Raw genomic sequence first — 19,056 nt, forward strand, 5'->3', positions numbered from 1 at the left:
TGAAATTAGCTCACTTAGAAAATGATCTTGCTGAAGAACATAAAGCGATGGTTCGATAATACTCTATCACTCGAACAAAATGTAAGAGGGAAACACTAGTTATAGGAGACAAATATGCTTCTTATAAAGGATCCCAATGTTGTTTTTCCGTCTGGCATTATTAAATAAGAATATAAGTGCTTCTCGTTTTGAGTATTTGAAACGAAAAGCGCTTTTTTGTTGTATACAGAACAGTAGTACAAAATAAATTGAATAGAAAGAAAACTTTATATTAATACATTGATAATAGTCAAATTACTATAAATAATTCACTCAGAATAATGGGAAATGACTATTTCGCTATTTACTTGTAACAGAAGGGGGAGGGGGAAATGACTGTTATAATAATTAAAGAATGATTCCTATTAAGGAATTAAGAAATGGTAACTTCAGAAAAATACGATGATTTAAGCCTTTTTTTTCGTACTACTATTGATTATTTATTTCTTATATTAGAAAGGAATTCCTAGATTAGAATAAATATAAGTAATATTGAGAGCGCTTCAATTAAAAAAATAACGAATTGTAGAGAGAAAAATCAGAATGGTTGGTTGATAAATATTAGTGTGAAATGAATAAATATTTGTTTATGCGAAATTTTAAGCGCTGCAACAGTTATTATTTTCCTTAGATAAATATATTAAATATTAGTATATTAAATTTGCAGTTTAGGGACTTAAAATACCGTTTTTGGGTAGTCATAAATAAGAATGTAGTTTGGACATCAAGAGAATTAAACCTGTTATTACTTTTAGATAATTATTATCATGTAGCCATTTCTATTGGTTTTTCAGAAAATATGACGGTGTGTTTGAAACATTTGTATTAAATGTGTAAACGATTAAAAATTTCGATGAGCAAAAATGAATTTAAAAAAAAGGTTTCTCGAAAAGTTAATATACTGTTGATTTATTATAAAAAATATTTTATAATTTTTTAAAAATAGATGTATAATAAAACATAAAAATTATTTATTTAAAATAAAAATAATTTTTATTCTTTTTGGATTAGAGCGAGATTGAGAGTACTCAGCAGTTTATATAACTGATGTTCTTGTTGTTTGGTATTAATAGATTAATTGAATTTTCTCAAATGTCAGCCAATTCAAATTGATAACAATTAATTTGCCAATCGAAGTTCAGGAAAGATTATTGGGTATATCTATTTATTTTTATAAGTCATATCAGTTTTGGATTGAGGAGGTATCTTTAAAGGAAATAGCGCAAAAATCAATAGATAGTAAATAGAAGATAAGCTTCTGGAAAATTCGCTACAGGGTTATGGTTGCTCAGAAATGAAAGATCGTTTTTACATAATAAGTCAAAAATCATACATATGGAAGCAGATATCTTTTGATCTTAATCACAAAGAAGAGAGATGAGACCAGCATGGAAAATTTTGATGATTCCAATTTAAATGATAATTGCAGAGAACAGTTGTTGGAGAAAGTTGAAGTTTTGGAGGTTCAAAGTGAGGCACTTTTGAATCAAGTTGAGAAGTTGGAAGGTATTCGCGGAGCATTAGAAGAAAAAGTTTCAGCCTATCGCTTTCGCTTGAAGGAAGTAACAAAGAAATTAGAGGATATAGATGTATCTTCATCAAGAGACATCGTTGTTTACCATAACAAGGACAATCTGGAAAGGCGTCGCTTCATCCTTGGAAGCAGAGTAAATTACCAGCAGGAATGCAGCAATGATTCCGAAAAAGCTGCAGAAATCAATTACTTACAGGATAAGTATGAACGGCTTTTAGATCAATATATGCATGAGCGTGACAAAAATGAACAATTATTTAATTACCTATTTCAAAAAGAAGAGAACGTCGCCCTTGATTTGTTTGTAAAAGCAGATGCTGCAGACACTTTGTTAGATGCTACAACATTAAGTCGTAAGATTATTCAGCGGGCGGAGGATCAGGCAAAACATATTGGATCGAATCTGAAAGAACAGCTGAACAGGGTATTGAAACAGGAAAACGATTTGCCACAAGAACTTATTAACGATTTGAAATATGGCATTCGCTGTTTGGAGGAGTAAATGGAGATTCGATTTTGGAGTTAAAGGGTGTAAAAAGTGGACATGAGTAAAGACGGGAGTGAAGTAAGATGAAAAAAGTTATTATTTTAACTAGAAATATCATCATTGAACAAGAGTTTCAGAATGAATTGCAGCGATTAGATTATGAAGTGTTTGTCTTAAAAGAATTTTTTGATGTTGATAAACCAAACTATTTTGAAGATATTTTATCCCTTTTTGATATTGTCATCTTTAGTGAAACATTGACAAATCAGGAGTTTAATGAGATTTTACCAATTGTTGTAGAGAAAGATTTGCACTATTTGCGGCGTACCGATGAACCAGTACCAAATATTGATGAGAGTCATTGCTTGTCAATTGATTGCACATTGACTGAATTGAGAGAATTCTTACTATTGAGTGATAAACGTGAAGGTCAGAAGGAATCGATCTCCAAAGGTTTAGTTAGACAATCGGAAATGAAAAAACAAGATTTGGTTCTTTTTTACAGTTCGCTAAACAACATTGAGAAAAAGATTATCAGTGCTCTTGCTGAAGGCAGCGGAAAAATCATTTCAAGAGATGAGCTATGTAATAAAGTTTGGAACAACGAAGTCAGCAAATCGCGTTTAGTTCAGATGTCGACGGCTGTCGGGAACATTCGTAAGAAAATTGCTCATGCCCATATTGATAACGTAAGAATTATTACTTATTGGGGAAATGGTTATCGCCTACATGATGTCCCTAATGGATTGATGAACGAGCACATTAAAGAATACAGTATGTAGCTATAGTGAATTAGTTCTAGCTTTCTCCTATATCAGGAGCGAGCTAGAACTTTTTTTGCGCTAAATTTTCTCTATTTTTTTAGATTACCGACAACGAAAAGAAAAAAATCGAGAAAAAAGAGTGTTGAATACTATTTATACTTCTCCTTGTAAGAAAAGAGGTGCTTGAAATGCTTTATCAGGATTATTCGATGTTTTTTCCCTAAAGCGTTTATTGATTAACTAATTAAGTAAAAGGGAAAGAAGCGTTTTTATGAATCAGAAAAAATTATCTTTATTTGGCTTTTTTGCTTTGACAGCTTCGATGGTATTAACGGTGTACGAATATCCAACCTTTGCGACATCGAAGCTCCATTTGGTTTTCTTTTTGCTATTAGGGGGGATTCTATGGTTCTTGCCGGTGGCCTTATGTGCGGCAGAAATGTCAACGGTGGAAGGCTGGCAAAACGGTGGAATTTTCAGTTGGGTGAGTCAAACCTTAGGTGAACGATTTGGTTTTGCCGCAATCTTTTTTCAGTGGTTCCAAATCACAGTTGGTTTTGTCACAATGATCTATTTCATTTTGGGAGCACTATCCTATGTGCTGAATTTTCACGCGTTAAACACAGATCCGCTATTAAAATTTATCGGCTTGCTGGTCATCTTCTGGGGACTGACCTTTTCTCAACTAGGCGGAACGCAACGCACGGCTAAAATTGCGAAAGCAGGGTTTGTGATTGGAATTTTAATTCCTTCTGTCATTTTATTCGGCTTAGCTGCGGCCTATTTCATCGGTGGAAACCCAATCGAGATTGCTATCAGCAAAAAAGCCTTTATTCCAGATTTTTCACAGTTATCAACATTGGTGGTTTTTGTTTCCTTCATTTTGGCTTATATGGGTGTTGAGGCATCTGCTTCCCATATCAATGAATTGGAAAATCCCAAGAAAAATTATCCGTTAGCAATGATTCTATTGGTCATTTTAGCGATTGGCTTAGATGCGATCGGTGGTTTTTCGGTTGCAGCGGTAATTCCCCAAAAAGATTTGTCATTAAGCGCTGGAGTGATTCAAACATTCCAATCATTGATTTTACATTTTAATAGTCATTTAGGTTGGCTAGTGAAGGTTATTGCGTTGATGATTGCTTTTGGTGTTATGGGAGAAGTTAGCTCTTGGGTAGTTGGCCCCTCTCGAGGAATGTTTGCTGCTGCCCAACGAGGATTATTGCCTAACTTTTTGCGTAAAACCAATGCTCATAGTGTACCGGTACCGTTGATTATGATTCAAGGGCTGATCGTAACAATTTGGGGTGCTGTATTGACCTTTGGCGGCGGCGGGAATAATTTATCCTTCTTAGTCGCAATTTCATTGACAGTAGTCATTTACTTAGTGGGTTATCTCTTGTTCTTTATTGGCTATTTTGTCTTAGTTTATAAAAGGAAGGACTTGAAGAGAACCTATAATGTTCCTGGGAAAACAATTGGAAAAACGATCATTGCCGGTGTCGGACTACTATTATCCGTATTTGCGTTGCTGATTTCTTTTGTTCCACCAGCATCAATCGCAAAAGCAGAGGATCGAACCTATCAAGTAATTCTATTGATAAGTTTTGTGATCACAGTGATCTTACCGTTTATTATTTATGAGTTACATGATAAGCACGGGCATAAAAAGATAGAAGAACCCGTTCATATGAAAGCAGGAGATATGAATGCGGCAGTCTATCCGGCAGCTCGTGGCGAACATCAAATTATTCAAAAAGAAGAACACACGTTGAAACATTAGATAAATAAACGCAATTTTAGGAGGATGTACACATGTTATATGGAAAAGAAAATCGCGATGAAGCAGAATATTTAGAACCTATTTTTGGATCAGCAAGTGAACAAGTTGATCTGCCAAAATACAAATTGAATCAGGAATCAATTGAACCGCGAGTAGCCTATCAGTTAGTACAAGACGAAATGTTAGATGAAGGAAATGCTCGTTTGAACTTAGCAACCTTCTGTCAAACCTATATGGAGCCAGAAGCAGTGAAGTTAATGAGTCAGACACTAGAGAAAAATGCCATTGATAAATCAGAATATCCTCGCACAACAGAAATCGAAAACCGCTGTGTGAATATGATTGCTGATCTTTGGAATGCTAGTGAGAATGAAACATTTATGGGGACTTCTACAATTGGTTCATCAGAAGCTTGTATGCTGGGCGGTATGGCAATGAAGTTTGCTTGGCGCAAACGTGCTGAAAAATTAGGATTGGATCTCAATGCTCAAAAACCAAATTTAGTCATTTCATCTGGCTACCAAGTTTGTTGGGAAAAATTCTGTGTGTATTGGGACATCGAAATGCGTGAAGTGCCATTGGATCAAGAGCACATGTCGATCAATTTAGATAAAGTAATGGATTATGTTGATGAGTATACGATTGGAATTGTCGGCATTATGGGTATTACGTATACAGGTCGCTATGATAATATTAAAGGACTAAATGATTTGGTCGAAGAATACAATAATCAAACAGACTACAAGGTCTATATACACGTAGATGCTGCCTCTGGTGGATTCTACGCACCGTTCACTGAACCTGATCTAGTGTGGGATTTCCGCTTGAAAAATGTTATCTCAATCAATTCATCGGGCCATAAATATGGATTGGTTTACCCTGGTGTTGGCTGGGTTTTATGGCGTGATCAACAATATTTGCCAAAAGAATTGATCTTTAAAGTCAGCTATCTAGGTGGCGAACTGCCAACAATGGCGATCAATTTTTCTCATAGCGCCGCACAATTGATTGGTCAATATTATAATTTTGTACGTTATGGTTTTGATGGCTATAAGGCGATTCACGAACGTACCCACAAGGTCGCATTATATCTTGCTAAAGCAATTGAAGAAACTGGCTTGTTCGAAATTGTTAATGATGGCTCTCAATTACCAATTGTTTGCTATAAACTAAAAGAAGATGCTACACGTGAATGGACTTTGTATGATCTGGCGGATCGTCTGTTGATGAAAGGGTGGCAGGTACCGGCTTATCCGCTTCCTAAAAACTTAGATCAAGAGATCATTCAACGTTTGGTCATCAGAGCTGATTTTGGAATGAACATGGCCTGCGATTATGTTCAAGACATGCAAGAAGCAATCGAAGCTTTGAACAAAGCGCATGTAGTTTACCATAAAAAAGAAGAAATTAAGACCTACGGGTTCACACATTAAGAAGATGCCTGAAAGGAAATTATCCTTTCAGGCTTTTTTCGACTGAACGAGCGATTTGATTGATTTTGAAGCAGGTCTCAGTGGTTGATTTGAGTGAAATGGGGAAAATCAATGTATTTTCGCTACCCAAATCTGCCTGATACAGAGCAGTATCGCAAACGATGATTCGTCTTGAGCAAAAGAAGGCATCGTCAACTACTTCATCCAACGAGTTATAAATCATGCTGCTAATAATAAAGCGATCATCAAGCAGCGTTTCAAGTTGTTGCCGATAATATAAAAAATTGAAGTCAGAAGGAGCCACAATATACAATTCGATTTTTTCATCAAAAGTATTTCTTCGCAGCAGGTCAAGCGTCAAAGTCATTTTGCGAATCAGGTTCTCATTCCAATGGATGTTTGTTTGATTAAGAGTAGACCACTGTTCTAAGATTTTCTGAATCTCTTGATACATTGTCCTTTGCTCTTTATCCACTAGATAAATCAAATCAGGTTGAAAAAGCTGCATATCTGCCCAAGTAGAGCGGATAAAAGGCAGGAATGCTTTTTTTAGCAGAAGTTCATTTTCAAATGGGATATTTAAAGAAGAACGTATTTCCTGCAGCAGATCCTCAATCTCGGGATAGCGTTTAATATGATTTTGATAGACAACCGCAAAATCCTTTTGAAGTAATTCCAAATTATTACAGAGATAGTTCCTGGCATTAAAAAGGGAATAAATAAAAAATAATTCCTCTTCATTTACGCAAATAGTGGAGTCAAGAGTGTTCACCCCTTCACGTAACAATTTAAATAAGGGCGTTTCCTGAGCACAGCTTTTTTCCTTAGTAGTAAAAGTAATCGCAGCTTTCCTTGCGCGCTGACAGCTTAATTGGATTCCCAAAATAATGATTTCTCGCTCGCTCATGGGATAGTCTCGTGCGAAAAAGTGTGCTTCGACGTAATTAATCAATTCCTCTGCAGATGAAGCAATCATTTTATTATAGGGAATAGCGGAGCGCTCGCCAGTATATTTAGCAATCGCTAATAATAAGTACCGAAGATCCTTCTCAGGAATTTCGATCTGATGATCAGTTTGCAAATACCCCAATTCCTCCGCAAAAGAAAAAATACTCGCTCGAATTTGATAGATTTTACTTGTAGAAAGAAATTCTTTCTCAGCAATCTCCGACCAGCGGGTATTCCCGATTAAATAATCGTTCAGTACACGTAAAAAATCAGATCGTCGATAAAGTCGTTGAGTTAGTTCTAGCAGAGAGTAGGCGGGATCAAAAAACAATTTGCAGCTATTCCTTGTTCGCTCAAAAGAAAGAATTTCTTGCTCGAAAGATTCTTTCAAAACATCAAGGTCATTATCAATCGTAATTGTACAGACGTTTAAGCGTTCCGCCATTACCTGCAAAGAGACTTCCTTCTTTTGATACAACTGTTGGCAAAGATAGACTTGGCGAAAAATATTTTTTTCAATATACCTTTCTAACATAAAATACCTCCCTAGCAATTACACTCACGTTAGCTATTCTATACCAATTTAACTAAATTGAATATTTTCAGTTGGAACAATTCGTCATTTTTTTAGACAAAGAAATAAAATAATTAAGATTAACAGGAAAAGATTATCCTGCTGTCGAGTTTAAAATAAATTTAATTACTTTAAAAAAAGAATATTCCAACTGGCAGATTACATAAACTTGCGATAAATATCACTGTTTGCTGGATGTGTGTTTTATTTGATAACAACTAGCGCGGTTTTTCGTCAAATTAAAATAAATTGCCAGAATAATGAGATAAAAAAATTTTTTTGACGAAATTTTTTTCTATTATGAGAGTTTGAAGGGAGAAATATTTCACAATCTATGCTGTATCAGTCTACTGTTTTTCATTTTCCGTAACCTGCAAAAAATGTATTTCATTGAGCAAATTGTACTCTCAAATAGAAACTGTCATTATCAATTACATTTTCTGTTATAGTGAAAACTATAACAGTATCTGACCGAAGATTAAATTATTATCATTATTTTAAAAGCTTTTGCGTTGATATGAAGTCAAAAAAGCCCTTTCTTAAAACAGATTCCTTTGTTATAATCATTTTAAATTAATTTGAAACTATTTAACAAGGGAGTGCAATTATGGAAACTACAACAATCAAAAAAACTGTAGAACAAACAAAAAATCCTTGGGAAGGTTTTAACGAAGGACGCTGGCAACATGAGGTTAACACGTTAGACTTTATCAAACGTAATTATACAGAATACAAAGGAGACGACAGCTTCTTAGAAGGGGCTGCACCAAGTACGGATAAGCTTTGGGATAAGTTGCAAGAACTTTTTGAAGTACAGCACAAACAAAATGGCGTCTATGACATGGATACTGATATTCCTGCGACAATCACTTCTCATGCGCCAGGCTACTTGATTCAAGAAGAAGAAAAAATCGTTGGTTTACAAACAGATGTACCTTTAAAGCAAGCATTCATGCCTTTTGGCGGAATCAATATGGCTAACAAAGCACTAGAATCAAATGGCTACGAAACAGATGATGATATGTCATTTATCTTTAACAAATGGCGTAAAACGCATAACCAAGGGGTTTTTGACGCTTATACAGATGAAATGCGTTTAGCACGTAAAAATAAGATCATTACAGGACTACCTGATGCTTATGGACGTGGCCGTATTATTGGGGATTATCGTCGTGTAGCGTTATATGGAATTGATTTCTTAATGAAGGAAAAGAAAAAAGATTGGAAAAATGTCGGCAGTAAAGTGATGACCAATGACGTGATCCAACTGCGTGAAGAAGTTTCTGAGCAATTCCGCGCGTTAGCTGATATGAAAGAAATGGCAGCAAGCTATGGCTATGATATTTCAAAACCTGCTAGCAACGCACAAGAAGCGATCCAATGGTTATACTTTGGCTACCTTGCAGCGATCAAATCACAAAATGGTGCAGCAATGTCAATCGGACGTATTTCTGCGTTCCTAGATATTTATATCCAACGTGATTTGGATCGTGGCTTGATCACTGAATTTGAAGCACAAGAAATGATCGATCACTTGATCATGAAATTACGTATGGTAAAATTCGCTCGTACACCAGAATACAACCAATTGTTCTCTGGTTACCCAATCTGGGCAACACTATCATTGGCAGGAATGAATATGGATGGCTCTTCATTAGTTACGAAGAACGATTTCCGTATCCTGCATACACTGACGAACATGGGACCTTCACCAGAACCGAACTTGACTGTTTTATATTCATCTCATTTACCAGAAGGCTTCCGTACCTATGCAGCGAAAGTTGCAAAACAAAGCTCTTCAATCCAGTTAGAAAATGATGATTTATTACGTCAATACTGGGGATCAGATGATGCAGCGATCGCTTGCTGTGTATCTGCCACAGTGATTGGAAAAGATATGCAATTCTTCGGAGCCCGCGCGAACTTAGCAAAAGCTGTTCTTTATGCGATCAACGGTGGTGTTGATGAAATGACGAAGATGCAGGTTGCTCCACGCTTCCGCCCACTTGAAGGCGACAGCATTGATTTTGATCAATTTATGGATAGCTACAAAGATGTCTTAGACTGGTTAGCTGAGTTATATGTGAACACATTAAACGTGATTCATTACATGCATGACAAATATGCTTATGAAGCACCACAATTAGCGTTGATGGATACTGATTTGAAACGTACATTTGCAACAGGAATCGCTGGTATCTCTCACGCAGCCGATTCATTGATGGCGATCAAACACGGAAATGTGAAAGTTATTCGTGATGAAGATGGTTTGGCGATCGACTATATTCCGCAAAATGAATTCCCAACTTACGGAAATGATAATGACGAAGCGGATGAAATGGCGAACTGGATTCTTGAGTACTTCATGACGCAAATCAAACGTCAACACACTTACCGTGATTCAACACCAACATTATCATTGTTGACAATCACTTCGAATGTTGTTTATGGTAAGAACACTGGGAATACACCAGATGGACGTCGTGCAGGTAAGCCGTTGGCTCCAGGGGCGAATCCAAGTTATCAAGATGGTAAATTCTTAGGTGAGAAAAATGGACTGTTAGCTTCATTGAACTCAACAGCGAAATTGAACTACTCATGTGCGCAAGATGGTATCTCTGATACGCAAACCATTAATCCAGGCGCATTAGGACGTACTGATGATGAAGCGATGCAGGTTGATAATTTACGTCAAGTTTTAGATGGCTACTTCGATAAAGGCGGTTACCATTTAAATGTCAATGTCTTTGGCCGTGAATTGTTAGAGGAGATGGATAAAGATATCGACAATCCGAAATATGCGAACTTTACAATTCGTGTATCTGGCTACGCAGTGAAATTCCGTGACTTAACACCTGAGCAACGTCGTGATGTTATTTCACGTACTGACCATACAAAAATGTAAAAATGATAATAAATTTAGCTTAATTGATTTTTTAAAAGATCTTGAAACTCAAAAATGAGTCTCAAGATCTTTTTTGTACCAAAAATGTTAAAAAATATTAATAATTATAATTTTAGCGTAAAAATATGTGCATTTGCTTTATAATATTGATAATTATTGGGCAAGTGGGTGATGGAGGTTGAAGGAGTCCGAAAATCAATGGGTGTTGAGGATTGTAGGTATCGTTGCGGGGGCAATGGTCTTTTTTATGCTGATTTACTTTTATTTCGGTTCACATTTTTATTTCGGTTCAACAGTGGCCAATGTCGAAGTTGGCGGCTTATCCGCTGCCGCAGCAGAAAAAAAAATTCGTGAGGAAACTAAAAAAGTTGAGATCCAACTAAAAGGAGAAAATCAAACAGTCAAACTGCAAGTTGATTCGCCCTATGACGTTCAAGAAGAGTTTTTGAAAGAAAATATCCGTTATGGAGAGTTTAGTCTCCCTTTGAAAAAGGGAGCAACAGAAAAAGTAGCTGAAGCGGTTAATCGGGCGTCTTTTCTCGGGGGGAAAGAGGCTAAGGATGCTAAAATAATCTATGCAAATAATGAATTCAAGATCGAACCGGAAAAAAGCGGGACAGTGGTTGATTCAGCGCGTGTTCTCAAAGAGCTCTGCAAAGACTTTGAAGACGGAACGCTGCAAACGGAATATAACTTAGCTGATTATTATCGAGAGCCGGAGATTACGACGAAAGATTTATCGCAACAAAAGATCTCACAAAACTTAGAAGAGGTCAGAAAACGCGAAATCAAACTGAAATTGAATAAAAAATCGATTCCCCTGACCGAAGAAATGCTGGCTGCATCTGTGGACGATCAAGGAAATTTTGTTCAGGAACAGATTACGGAGTGGGTAACCGATTTAGAACGAGAATATTCGACAATCTACAAACCGGTTGATTTCACGAATGTACATGGACAACGCTTACGATATAAAAATGTTGGGAATTACGGCTGGTTTATTGATATTAAAGCTTCCGCAAAAAAAATCACAGAAAAACTAAAGGAACCGGATACCAAAACGATCCAGCTAGTTCTGAAGGGCGACACAAAAAGACAGCCGCTTCACGTTACAAAAAACTACATAGAAGTCGATTTGGACAACCAGAAAATGTATTGCTTTGACAGCAAGGGCAAGCTGGTTGTTGAGACCGATGTGATTACTGGTCGTTATAACAAGGGAACGGCAACTGTTCCTGGGTTTCATACGATTATGGATAAACGACGCAATGTTGATTTGAGCGGTGTTTTAACCAATGGAGATGGCACCTACAATGTGCCGGTCGATTATTGGCTGCCGCTGTTAAGTTATGGTCAGACGATCACTGAGATCGGTCTCCATGATACTGATCATAAGCTGCAGTACTTCGGACAACCAGGAGCCTTTCAAACAGACCTAGGGAGTTATGGTTGTGTGAATACACCCAAAGTCGAGGTAGCGAAAATCTATGACTACAGCTATATCGGAATGCCGGTTTTCATTTATGGACATGTCTATGACGATGCACCGGGAGAATGGGATAAACCCGTGGAATATGGAACAGAAATCTAAAACAACCAGTCAGTTTTTTTCCTGACTGGTTGTTTGTATTTAAAAGATGATATTGTCTTTGATCAGTTCGATATTTTTGATTAATATTTTATGGTCATGCATTTGAATCGCACCGCAGCTTTTCAGGTTGTGCATGATACGGCTGACGCTGCTGGCAGCATTGATCCCGCAAAAATGAGCGATTTCTTCGTTGGTTACAACAAAATCGATCAACACCCCCTCTTGAAATTCTACACCAAATTTGTCATAAAGATCATAAATTTGCGTACACACAGCTCCGAATTTACCGTTCATCAGCATTTGCTGGGTCCTTTTCATGGATTTCATCAGCCGCTCGCGGTAATAGTTTTTGACATAGATCTGCAGGTCGAAGTTCTGATTGATATCCTTCCAAAATTCCACCCGATCAATTTGATAGAGTTCGGCTCTTTCTGATTCCACACGAATATTAAATGGGGCATCGATAAATTGAGAATATTCATCCTTTAACAATGACACGACTTCAAGATCATTGATGTATTCCAAATTGAATTCACGACCATCTCGCGAGATGACGCTGGTCTTGATGACGCCGTTTTTCAAAATGTAGACATGATGATCTTGGATCCCTTCGTAGAGTAAATATTTCTTGTACTCTTTTGTTACGATGGGGAATTTTTTTTGTTTTAAATAGTCTGTTAAGGCTGTATTGTCCAATTTTACTTTGTTCCTTCCGTGATTTGCTGAAATTTTCATTGCTATTTTATCACAAGTCAGTGCCGAGTTTGATCAAAAGTATGTATAAAAAAGCTACTAACAAATGTTAATGTCTTTTTTTGCTAAAGAATTTCAAAGCCATTTCTCATTATGAAATCGGCTTTTTTCCTTTTTCCATATCCGTATAATCGGTCAAGTAAGTCAAACAAACCAAATGCTCTAGTGAGTAGAAATTTGGAAATAAGAGGAGTGGTTATTCATGAAAAAATGGACATGCGCAATAATCGAACGATTGGAATCAGCCTACAAGGTACGGTTTGAAAAGGAGGCAGTATTAGTTTTTCTAAATGATGCCTATCAAAATGCTTTGATGTTGAGAAGAGATTATACGCAGGATGACGAAACACTAGAGGGATTCTTGGCGGAGTTTGACCACACGCGGGATTTATTTATTAGTCAAGCGGTGGATCGCTACCCATCTAATTACAATAAGGTCGCGGAAAAGATTTCTGATTTAAAGAAATTAAATGAGAGTATCGCATAATAATGAGAGTGGGTAATGAAAATTAAGGAAGAAGAAAAGCTATTCAATAAAGGTTTTGTCACAATAACAATCATCAATTTTATCGTCTTTTTAGTTTACTATTGTTTTGTTGTAATCACAGCGAAATATGCTACACAAAGTTTAGGTGCATCAACTGCACAAGCAGGATTTGCTGTTGGGATATATATTATCGGCACATTGCTTGCCCGTCTATACATTGGAAAGAAATTGGAATTATTTGGCCGCCGGGCAGTTTTACGTTATGGGGCGCTATTTTATTTGATCACAACGGCCGCATACTTGATCAGCAGCAATGTTCTTATTTTAGATGGGGTCCGTTTCTTGAATGGATTTGGCTACGGGGCGGTCTCTACAGCCGCAAACGCTATCGTCACAGCCTATATTCCTGAAGCAAAATACGGTGAAGGAATCAATTATTACGGGTTAAGTACCAGTTTGGCTGCGGCGATCGGTCCTTTTATCGGTCTCCTGTTATTACCTTTGGTAGGATTCAAAGCAATTATAATTCTAGCAGTTGTACTGGCTTTCATTACAATGCTCGCTTGCTTCAAATTCAAAGTTAATAATATCGTCTTAACAGAAGAGCATCGCGCAAGAATCAATACCTTTAGTTTGGAAAGCTTTATTGAATTCAAAGTTTTATTTATTGCTGGGATTGCCTTTTTGATCGGGATCGCCTATTCGAGTGTTTTAGGCTTCTTATCTATTTATGCCGATCAATTGCACCTTGTGACAGCAGGAGCCTTCTTCTTTGTGGTTTATGCGTTGGTCGTTACAGTAACGAGACCAATGTCTGGGAAAATTTTTGATAAACACGGTGAAAACGCCGTAATGTATCCAAGCTTTATTTGTTTGACAATTGGCTTGATTCTATTAGCGTTTACTGGCAATGCCGCTTTGTTGTTGATTGCTGGTGCTTTTGTCGGCTTGGGCTATGGGACCTTTATGGCGAATGGTCAGGCGGTCACATTGAAATTAGTTGAAAAAAATCGCATTGGCGTTGCTTTATCAACGTACTTCATTGGACTAGATTTAGGATTAGGTGTCGGTCCTTACTTATTGGGAGCAATCAAGGGACTTTTAGGTTCGTATCAGCATATCTATATTTTCTGTGCAGTGATCCCTATCATCGTAGCCATTCTCTATATGATATTTTATCGTCCAAAAAAATCTGCGAATAGTTAATTTAATGGAGCTAAAAAAGGGTGTACCAAGTTTACTTGGCACACCCTTTTTAGTTTTGTGGTTAAACGCGATTCAGTTTTTCATGGATCATTTCTGTTAAATCAAAATTCTCATTTATTTTGGCATAATAATCGGCTTGCTTTAACAGCTCGATTTGCTCGCTTAGATTCTCTTGAATAAGGGCTTTTTCAAAAAAAAGTTCTTCCAAGCCAGTAGTTACGTTAACTTCTAATAGTGTTTGGATACCTTCGTCGCAGAGCGCATCCGCTTTTTTCTGATTTCCACGATCAGCGTAGAAACACGCCGCTTGATAATAAGATGGACCTAGCTGTAGTTGAGTATTCATTTTATCCTCCAATTGTTTCGCGCGTTCAAAAAAAATGTTTGCGCGTTTTTTTTCTTCATTTGCTTGATAACAGGTGGCTAATCCTTTGAGTACTAGCAATTCGTACCGTTTCTCATCATGTAAAAATGTATAGGCACGTTGAAAATAATATACGGCTTTTTGTGTATCATGCTTTCCAAATAAATTTGCATAGGCGCGAAAATACATCAGGTGTCCGACGATTCGTGCGTTTTGATAAGTAATTTTCTTTCCATAAGTGTCCAATAAAAATAAAACACTAGAGAATTCTTGACGCAGATGCAAGCAGCGAACGATGTTCAGTAAGGTGACTTCCGCTAAAAGAATGGTGTCTGAAAAAACTTGATGATATGGAATCTCCAACTTCATACAAAGGTCTAAAATGACTTCCAAAATGCCTTGGTTTTCCAATTCAATCAATTCTAAGTCAGCCGGTGAGCAAGTCGTACTCAAGGCTTCACGTGATAAACCTGCCTTCTCGCGTGTTTGCTTGATAATATGCCCGTTTACTTCCATGATTGACCCCCTACAATAACGCTTCCATATTAATTCTAAATCCTTTATTAGAAAACTGCAATAAAAATATTCAAAAATCTTTGTTTTTTTAAATTATTTTACCACCTTTTGATGAAAAGTTTATTTTATCTTTGTTATATCAGTTATTTAGGCGTAAGTATTCACTGATAATTAATTTGAACCTTTGAAGCTGTTTTCTTTACTTATAAAGTAGCGGGACACTAAAAGATTGCTTGCGTTTCAGAACAAATATGATAAACTGTTAAAATACTATGAAACGAAAGAGTGATTACGATGAGAAAAATGAATGTTGCGATTGTCGGCGCTACTGGCGCAGTAGGAACACAAATGACCAAACTATTAGAAAATAGTTCTTTGCCGATCGGCACTGTAAAGTTTTTGGCTTCAAAGCGTTCAGCTGGAAAGCAGCTTTCATTTAAAGGTGAGACCCAAACGATCGAAGAATTAGTACCAGATTCATTCGAGGGGATCGATCTTGCTTTATTCTCGGCTGGGGGAGGAATCTCAGCTAAGTTTGCGCCGGAAGCGGTCAAACGAGGTGCGGTCGTAGTGGATAATACCAGCCATTTCCGAATGGACCCAGAAGTTCCATTAGTCGTTCCTGAGGTAAATCCTGAAGCATTGCGTGATCATAAAGGGATTATTGCCAATCCGAATTGTTCAACGATCCAGATGATGGTGGCATTAGAGCCGATTCGCCAGGCATTTGGTTTGAAGCGCGTACTGGTCTCAACCTATCAAGCGGTATCTGGTGCTGGAAATCAAGCGATGGAAGAATTGAAGCAGCAAACACGGGACTATTTAGCTGAGAAGACCGTCGCTGAATGGAAAGCAGAAATTTTGCCTTGCGGTGGAGACAAAAAACATTATCCGTTGGCATTCAATGCCTTACCGCAAATCGATGTATTCACAGATGCTGGCTATACGAATGAAGAATGGAAAATGATCAACGAAACGAAGAAAATCATGGAAGATGAGACGATCAAAGTCTCAGCCACTTGTGTACGTATTCCAGTCATGAGCGGGCACTCTGAGTCGGTCTATATTGAAACAGAAAAAACAGCGACAGTGGTGGAGATCCAAGAAGTGATCGCTAAAGCACCGGGCGCAGTATTAGAAGATGATCCAAGCCAGCAGATTTACCCACAAGCCTTAAATAGTGTTGGCAAAAACGAAACCTTTGTGGGACGTATCCGTAAAGATCCGGATGAAGAAAAGGGTGTTCATCTTTGGGTTGTGTCGGACAACTTGTTAAAGGGCGCAGCGTGGAACTCGCTGCAAATTGCTGAAACAATGTATGAGATGGGATTACTGAAATAAATGAAAACAAGCGTGAGGAGACTCGCGCTTTTTCTTTGCACTTTTTTAAGAGTGATTTTGATTCAATGGTTTTTCAGAAAAAATCATGTATAATAGCTAATGAGTATAGGCACAGACCGTACTGATTACGGGGTCTGAGTAAGCTGAAACAATAGATAAATCTATTATAAAAAATTTGGAGAGGTGGATTTTTTGAGTACAGTCAAAATAATTCCCTTCAGCGGAGTACGTGAAAATGGTAAAAACATGTACGCGGTTGAAGTGGATAACGATATTTTTGTCCTGGATTGTGGACTGAAATATCCAGAGAATGAATTGTTGGGGATTGATGTTGTGATTCCTGACTTTACCTATTTAATTGAAAATGCGGATCGTGTGGCAGGTGTTTTCTTGACGCATGGACATGCAGACGCGATCGGAGCATTGCCCTATTTGGTTTCAGAGGTGGCAGTACCAGTCTTTGGTACCGAATTGACCGTTGAGTTGGCAAAATTGAATGTCAATCAAAATGATGAAAGCAAAGGCTTTAAGGATTTTCACGTAATTGATGAGCACACAGAGATCGATTTCGGTACTGCTGTCATCAGCTTTTTCCGGACGACTCATACAATACCGGATTCTGTGGGAATCAGTTTGAAAACGTCTGAAGGTAGTATTGTTTACACAGGAGATTTCAAATTTGATCCGACATCGATTCCGATGTATGCGACTGATTACCGTCGTTTAGCTGAGATTGGCTCGGAAGGGGTCTTAGCATTATTGAGTTCTTCATCTAATGCAGAAAATCCGATTCAAGTTGCCTCCGAACGGGAAATCGCCAGCGAAGTCTATGACACCATTAATGAGTGGAACGGACGAATCATCGTAGCATGTGTAGCCAGCAACCTACAAAGGGTTCAACAAATTTTGAACGCCGCAGAAAAAGCTGGGCGCAAAGTAGTATTGACCGGTCAAGATTTGGATCGAATCATCAAAACGGCGATGCGTTTGAATAAGCTGGAGGTTCCAGAAGATATTTTAGTTACGATCAAAGAAATGAAGAAATATCAGCCAGAAGAGTTGATCATTTTAGAGACCGGTCGGATGGGAGAACCAATTAAGTCATTGCAAAAAATGGCGAATCGTTCACATCGTAACTTGAAGATTGAAGATGGTGATTTAGTTTACATCACTACGACACCTACGATTGCGATGGAAACAACAGTTGCGAAAACAGAAGATATGATTTATCGTGCTGGAGGGATTGTGAAGAGTATTTCTGAGAACCTGCGGGTTTCTGGACATGCCAATCCGCGCGACCTACAAATGATGATGAATTTTATGTCACCGAAGTATTTTATTCCAGTTCAAGGAGAATATCGCCAACTTGCGGCACACGCAAGCTTAGCTAATGAATTAGGTATTCCGTTCAAGGATATCTTTATCACAGGTCGCGGCGATGTATTGGAATATAAGAATAAACATATGAGCGCAACCGGCAGTGTACCAGCGGACAATATCATGATCGACGGTATTGGTGTCGGTGATATCGGCAACATCGTCTTGCGTGATCGCAAAGTTTTATCAGATGACGGGATTTTTGTTGTTGTGGTAACGATTGATCGCAAACAGAAAAAAATTGTCTCTGCGCCCCAAATTACTTCACGTGGGTTTGTGTATATCAAAGCGAGTCGTGATTTGATCAAGGAAAGTGCAGATACCACCAGTGAAATCGTTGAAAAGCATTTGCATTCTGATGATTTTGAATGGAGCAAATTGAAGCAAGATATTCGCGACCAATTAAGTCGTTACTTGTTTGAACAAACCAAACGCCGTCCAGTGATCTTACCGGTTATCATGGAAGCCAATCAACGTCGCGGACGTCGCAAATAGTTGAAGCTGTAAATTCTCCAGTCATTTTTTGATTGGAGAATTTTTTTAGTACGTACCACTCTATTTTTTTTAAAAAAAGGAGTATTATTAAATTAGCAGTAAATGTAGAGAGGGCTGGTTATATGTTGGAAAAACCATTAAAGTGTCCAAATTGCGGCACACACTTTTTTGTTGATGAAGTTTTGAACGTTCAGGAGCATCCGAAAGAGGCTATGCCGGTGGAATGTCCAAATTGTCATCATATCTATGAAAAAAGGATTACCAACGGCTATTTCATGACTTTTGAAGATCGAGAACATGGAAAATATGAGGAAAAGACGGGAGAGTAATCTCTCGTCTTTTGAATCTTCGTGTATTGAAAAACAACTATAGTCATCCTTGACTAGTACAAAAGGAGTTGATTGTTACTTTAACGGTAACGGTTGACTTCTTTTTTTTCTGGCACTCTGTTATACTGGT

General features: G+C 37.6%; 14 protein-coding genes. 11 read left to right on the forward strand and 3 right to left on the reverse strand.

Annotated features, from left to right (window positions below; genetic code table 11):
- Positions 1-1,427 precede the first annotated feature (1,427 nt).
- The 4 genes from AC4J95_RS15835 (at position 1,428) to gad (ending at position 6,040) form a co-directional block, all read left to right on the forward strand.
- Positions 1,428-2,075 (forward strand): hypothetical protein, encoded by a 648-nt coding sequence (locus AC4J95_RS15835; protein WP_494550691.1) that lies wholly within the window; start codon positions 1,428-1,430, stop codon positions 2,073-2,075.
- Positions 2,076-2,143: 68 nt separating this feature from the next.
- Positions 2,144-2,842: a helix-turn-helix domain-containing protein gene (locus tag AC4J95_RS15840; RefSeq protein WP_316402819.1), complete on the forward strand. Its 699-nt coding sequence runs from the start codon at positions 2,144-2,146 to the stop codon at positions 2,840-2,842.
- A gap of 253 nt (positions 2,843-3,095) precedes the next feature.
- Complete coding sequence (gadC, locus tag AC4J95_RS15845) at positions 3,096-4,607, forward strand: glutamate/gamma-aminobutyrate antiporter (protein WP_494550692.1); 1,512 nt, start codon at positions 3,096-3,098, stop codon at positions 4,605-4,607.
- Positions 4,608-4,639: 32 nt separating this feature from the next.
- Positions 4,640-6,040 carry a glutamate decarboxylase gene (gad, locus tag AC4J95_RS15850; protein WP_494550693.1) on the forward strand — a complete coding sequence of 467 codons (1,401 nt, stop codon included), beginning with the start codon at positions 4,640-4,642 and terminating at the stop codon, positions 6,038-6,040.
- A 19-nt stretch (positions 6,041-6,059) separates the two neighbouring features.
- Here the strand turns inward: gad and AC4J95_RS15855 are convergent, their stop codons facing one another.
- Positions 6,060-7,523: a helix-turn-helix domain-containing protein gene (locus AC4J95_RS15855; RefSeq protein ID WP_494550694.1), complete on the reverse strand. Its 1,464-nt coding sequence runs from the start codon at positions 7,521-7,523 to the stop codon at positions 6,060-6,062.
- Between the two features lie 646 nt (positions 7,524-8,169).
- Between AC4J95_RS15855 and pflB the strand changes: the two genes are divergently transcribed.
- Both pflB and AC4J95_RS15865 read left to right on the forward strand, forming a co-directional pair.
- A complete protein-coding gene (gene pflB / locus AC4J95_RS15860; RefSeq protein WP_316402823.1) occupies positions 8,170-10,467 on the forward strand; it encodes a formate C-acetyltransferase in 2,298 nt (765 codons plus the stop codon).
- A 202-nt stretch (positions 10,468-10,669) separates the two neighbouring features.
- Positions 10,670-12,058, forward strand: coding sequence for a L,D-transpeptidase (locus AC4J95_RS15865; RefSeq protein WP_494550695.1), 1,389 nt, complete (start codon positions 10,670-10,672; stop codon positions 12,056-12,058).
- Between the two features lie 39 nt (positions 12,059-12,097).
- Here AC4J95_RS15865 and AC4J95_RS15870 read toward each other — a convergent pair whose 3' ends face one another.
- On the reverse strand, positions 12,098-12,754 hold the full coding sequence (locus AC4J95_RS15870; protein WP_316402825.1) for a Crp/Fnr family transcriptional regulator: 657 nt from the start codon (positions 12,752-12,754) through the stop codon (positions 12,098-12,100).
- Positions 12,755-13,013: 259 nt separating this feature from the next.
- Between AC4J95_RS15870 and AC4J95_RS15875 the strand changes: the two genes are divergently transcribed.
- Complete coding sequence (locus AC4J95_RS15875; protein WP_316402826.1) at positions 13,014-13,298, forward strand: hypothetical protein; 285 nt, start codon at positions 13,014-13,016, stop codon at positions 13,296-13,298.
- Between the two features lie 15 nt (positions 13,299-13,313).
- Positions 13,314-14,504, forward strand: coding sequence for an MFS transporter (locus AC4J95_RS15880; RefSeq protein WP_316402827.1), 1,191 nt, complete (start codon positions 13,314-13,316; stop codon positions 14,502-14,504).
- A 61-nt stretch (positions 14,505-14,565) separates the two neighbouring features.
- Here the strand turns inward: AC4J95_RS15880 and AC4J95_RS15885 are convergent, their stop codons facing one another.
- The gene (locus tag AC4J95_RS15885; protein WP_494550696.1) at positions 14,566-15,384 is read right to left on the reverse strand and encodes a hypothetical protein; all 819 of its coding nucleotides are present in this window, start codon (positions 15,382-15,384) and stop codon (positions 14,566-14,568) included.
- Positions 15,385-15,678: 294 nt separating this feature from the next.
- Between AC4J95_RS15885 and AC4J95_RS15890 the strand changes: the two genes are divergently transcribed.
- The 3 genes from AC4J95_RS15890 (at position 15,679) to AC4J95_RS15900 (ending at position 18,926) form a co-directional block, all read left to right on the forward strand.
- Positions 15,679-16,725: an aspartate-semialdehyde dehydrogenase gene (locus AC4J95_RS15890; RefSeq protein ID WP_494550697.1), complete on the forward strand. Its 1,047-nt coding sequence runs from the start codon at positions 15,679-15,681 to the stop codon at positions 16,723-16,725.
- A 192-nt stretch (positions 16,726-16,917) separates the two neighbouring features.
- Positions 16,918-18,597: a ribonuclease J gene (locus AC4J95_RS15895; protein ID WP_494550698.1), complete on the forward strand. Its 1,680-nt coding sequence runs from the start codon at positions 16,918-16,920 to the stop codon at positions 18,595-18,597.
- A gap of 122 nt (positions 18,598-18,719) precedes the next feature.
- Complete coding sequence (locus AC4J95_RS15900; protein WP_316402831.1) at positions 18,720-18,926, forward strand: MJ0042-type zinc finger domain-containing protein; 207 nt, start codon at positions 18,720-18,722, stop codon at positions 18,924-18,926.
- Positions 18,927-19,056 lie beyond the last annotated feature (130 nt).

The organism is Enterococcus sp. GPZ-007, assembly GCF_059374735.1.

Coding starts and splice junctions, on each gene's coding strand:
- AC4J95_RS15835 (WP_494550691.1), top strand. CDS start 1,428: ATGGAAAATTTTGATGATTCCAATTTAAATGATAATTGCAGAGAACAG.
- AC4J95_RS15840 (WP_316402819.1), top strand. CDS start 2,144: ATGAAAAAAGTTATTATTTTAACTAGAAATATCATCATTGAACAAGAG.
- AC4J95_RS15855 (WP_494550694.1), bottom strand. CDS start 7,523: ATGTTAGAAAGGTATATTGAAAAAAATATTTTTCGCCAAGTCTATCTT.
- AC4J95_RS15880 (WP_316402827.1), top strand. CDS start 13,314: ATGAAAATTAAGGAAGAAGAAAAGCTATTCAATAAAGGTTTTGTCACA.
- AC4J95_RS15900 (WP_316402831.1), top strand. CDS start 18,720: ATGTTGGAAAAACCATTAAAGTGTCCAAATTGCGGCACACACTTTTTT.
- AC4J95_RS15875 (WP_316402826.1), top strand. CDS start 13,014: ATGAAAAAATGGACATGCGCAATAATCGAACGATTGGAATCAGCCTAC.
- gad (WP_494550693.1), top strand. CDS start 4,640: ATGTTATATGGAAAAGAAAATCGCGATGAAGCAGAATATTTAGAACCT.
- AC4J95_RS15885 (WP_494550696.1), bottom strand. CDS start 15,384: ATGGAAGTAAACGGGCATATTATCAAGCAAACACGCGAGAAGGCAGGT.
- AC4J95_RS15890 (WP_494550697.1), top strand. CDS start 15,679: ATGAGAAAAATGAATGTTGCGATTGTCGGCGCTACTGGCGCAGTAGGA.
- pflB (WP_316402823.1), top strand. CDS start 8,170: ATGGAAACTACAACAATCAAAAAAACTGTAGAACAAACAAAAAATCCT.
- gadC (WP_494550692.1), top strand. CDS start 3,096: ATGAATCAGAAAAAATTATCTTTATTTGGCTTTTTTGCTTTGACAGCT.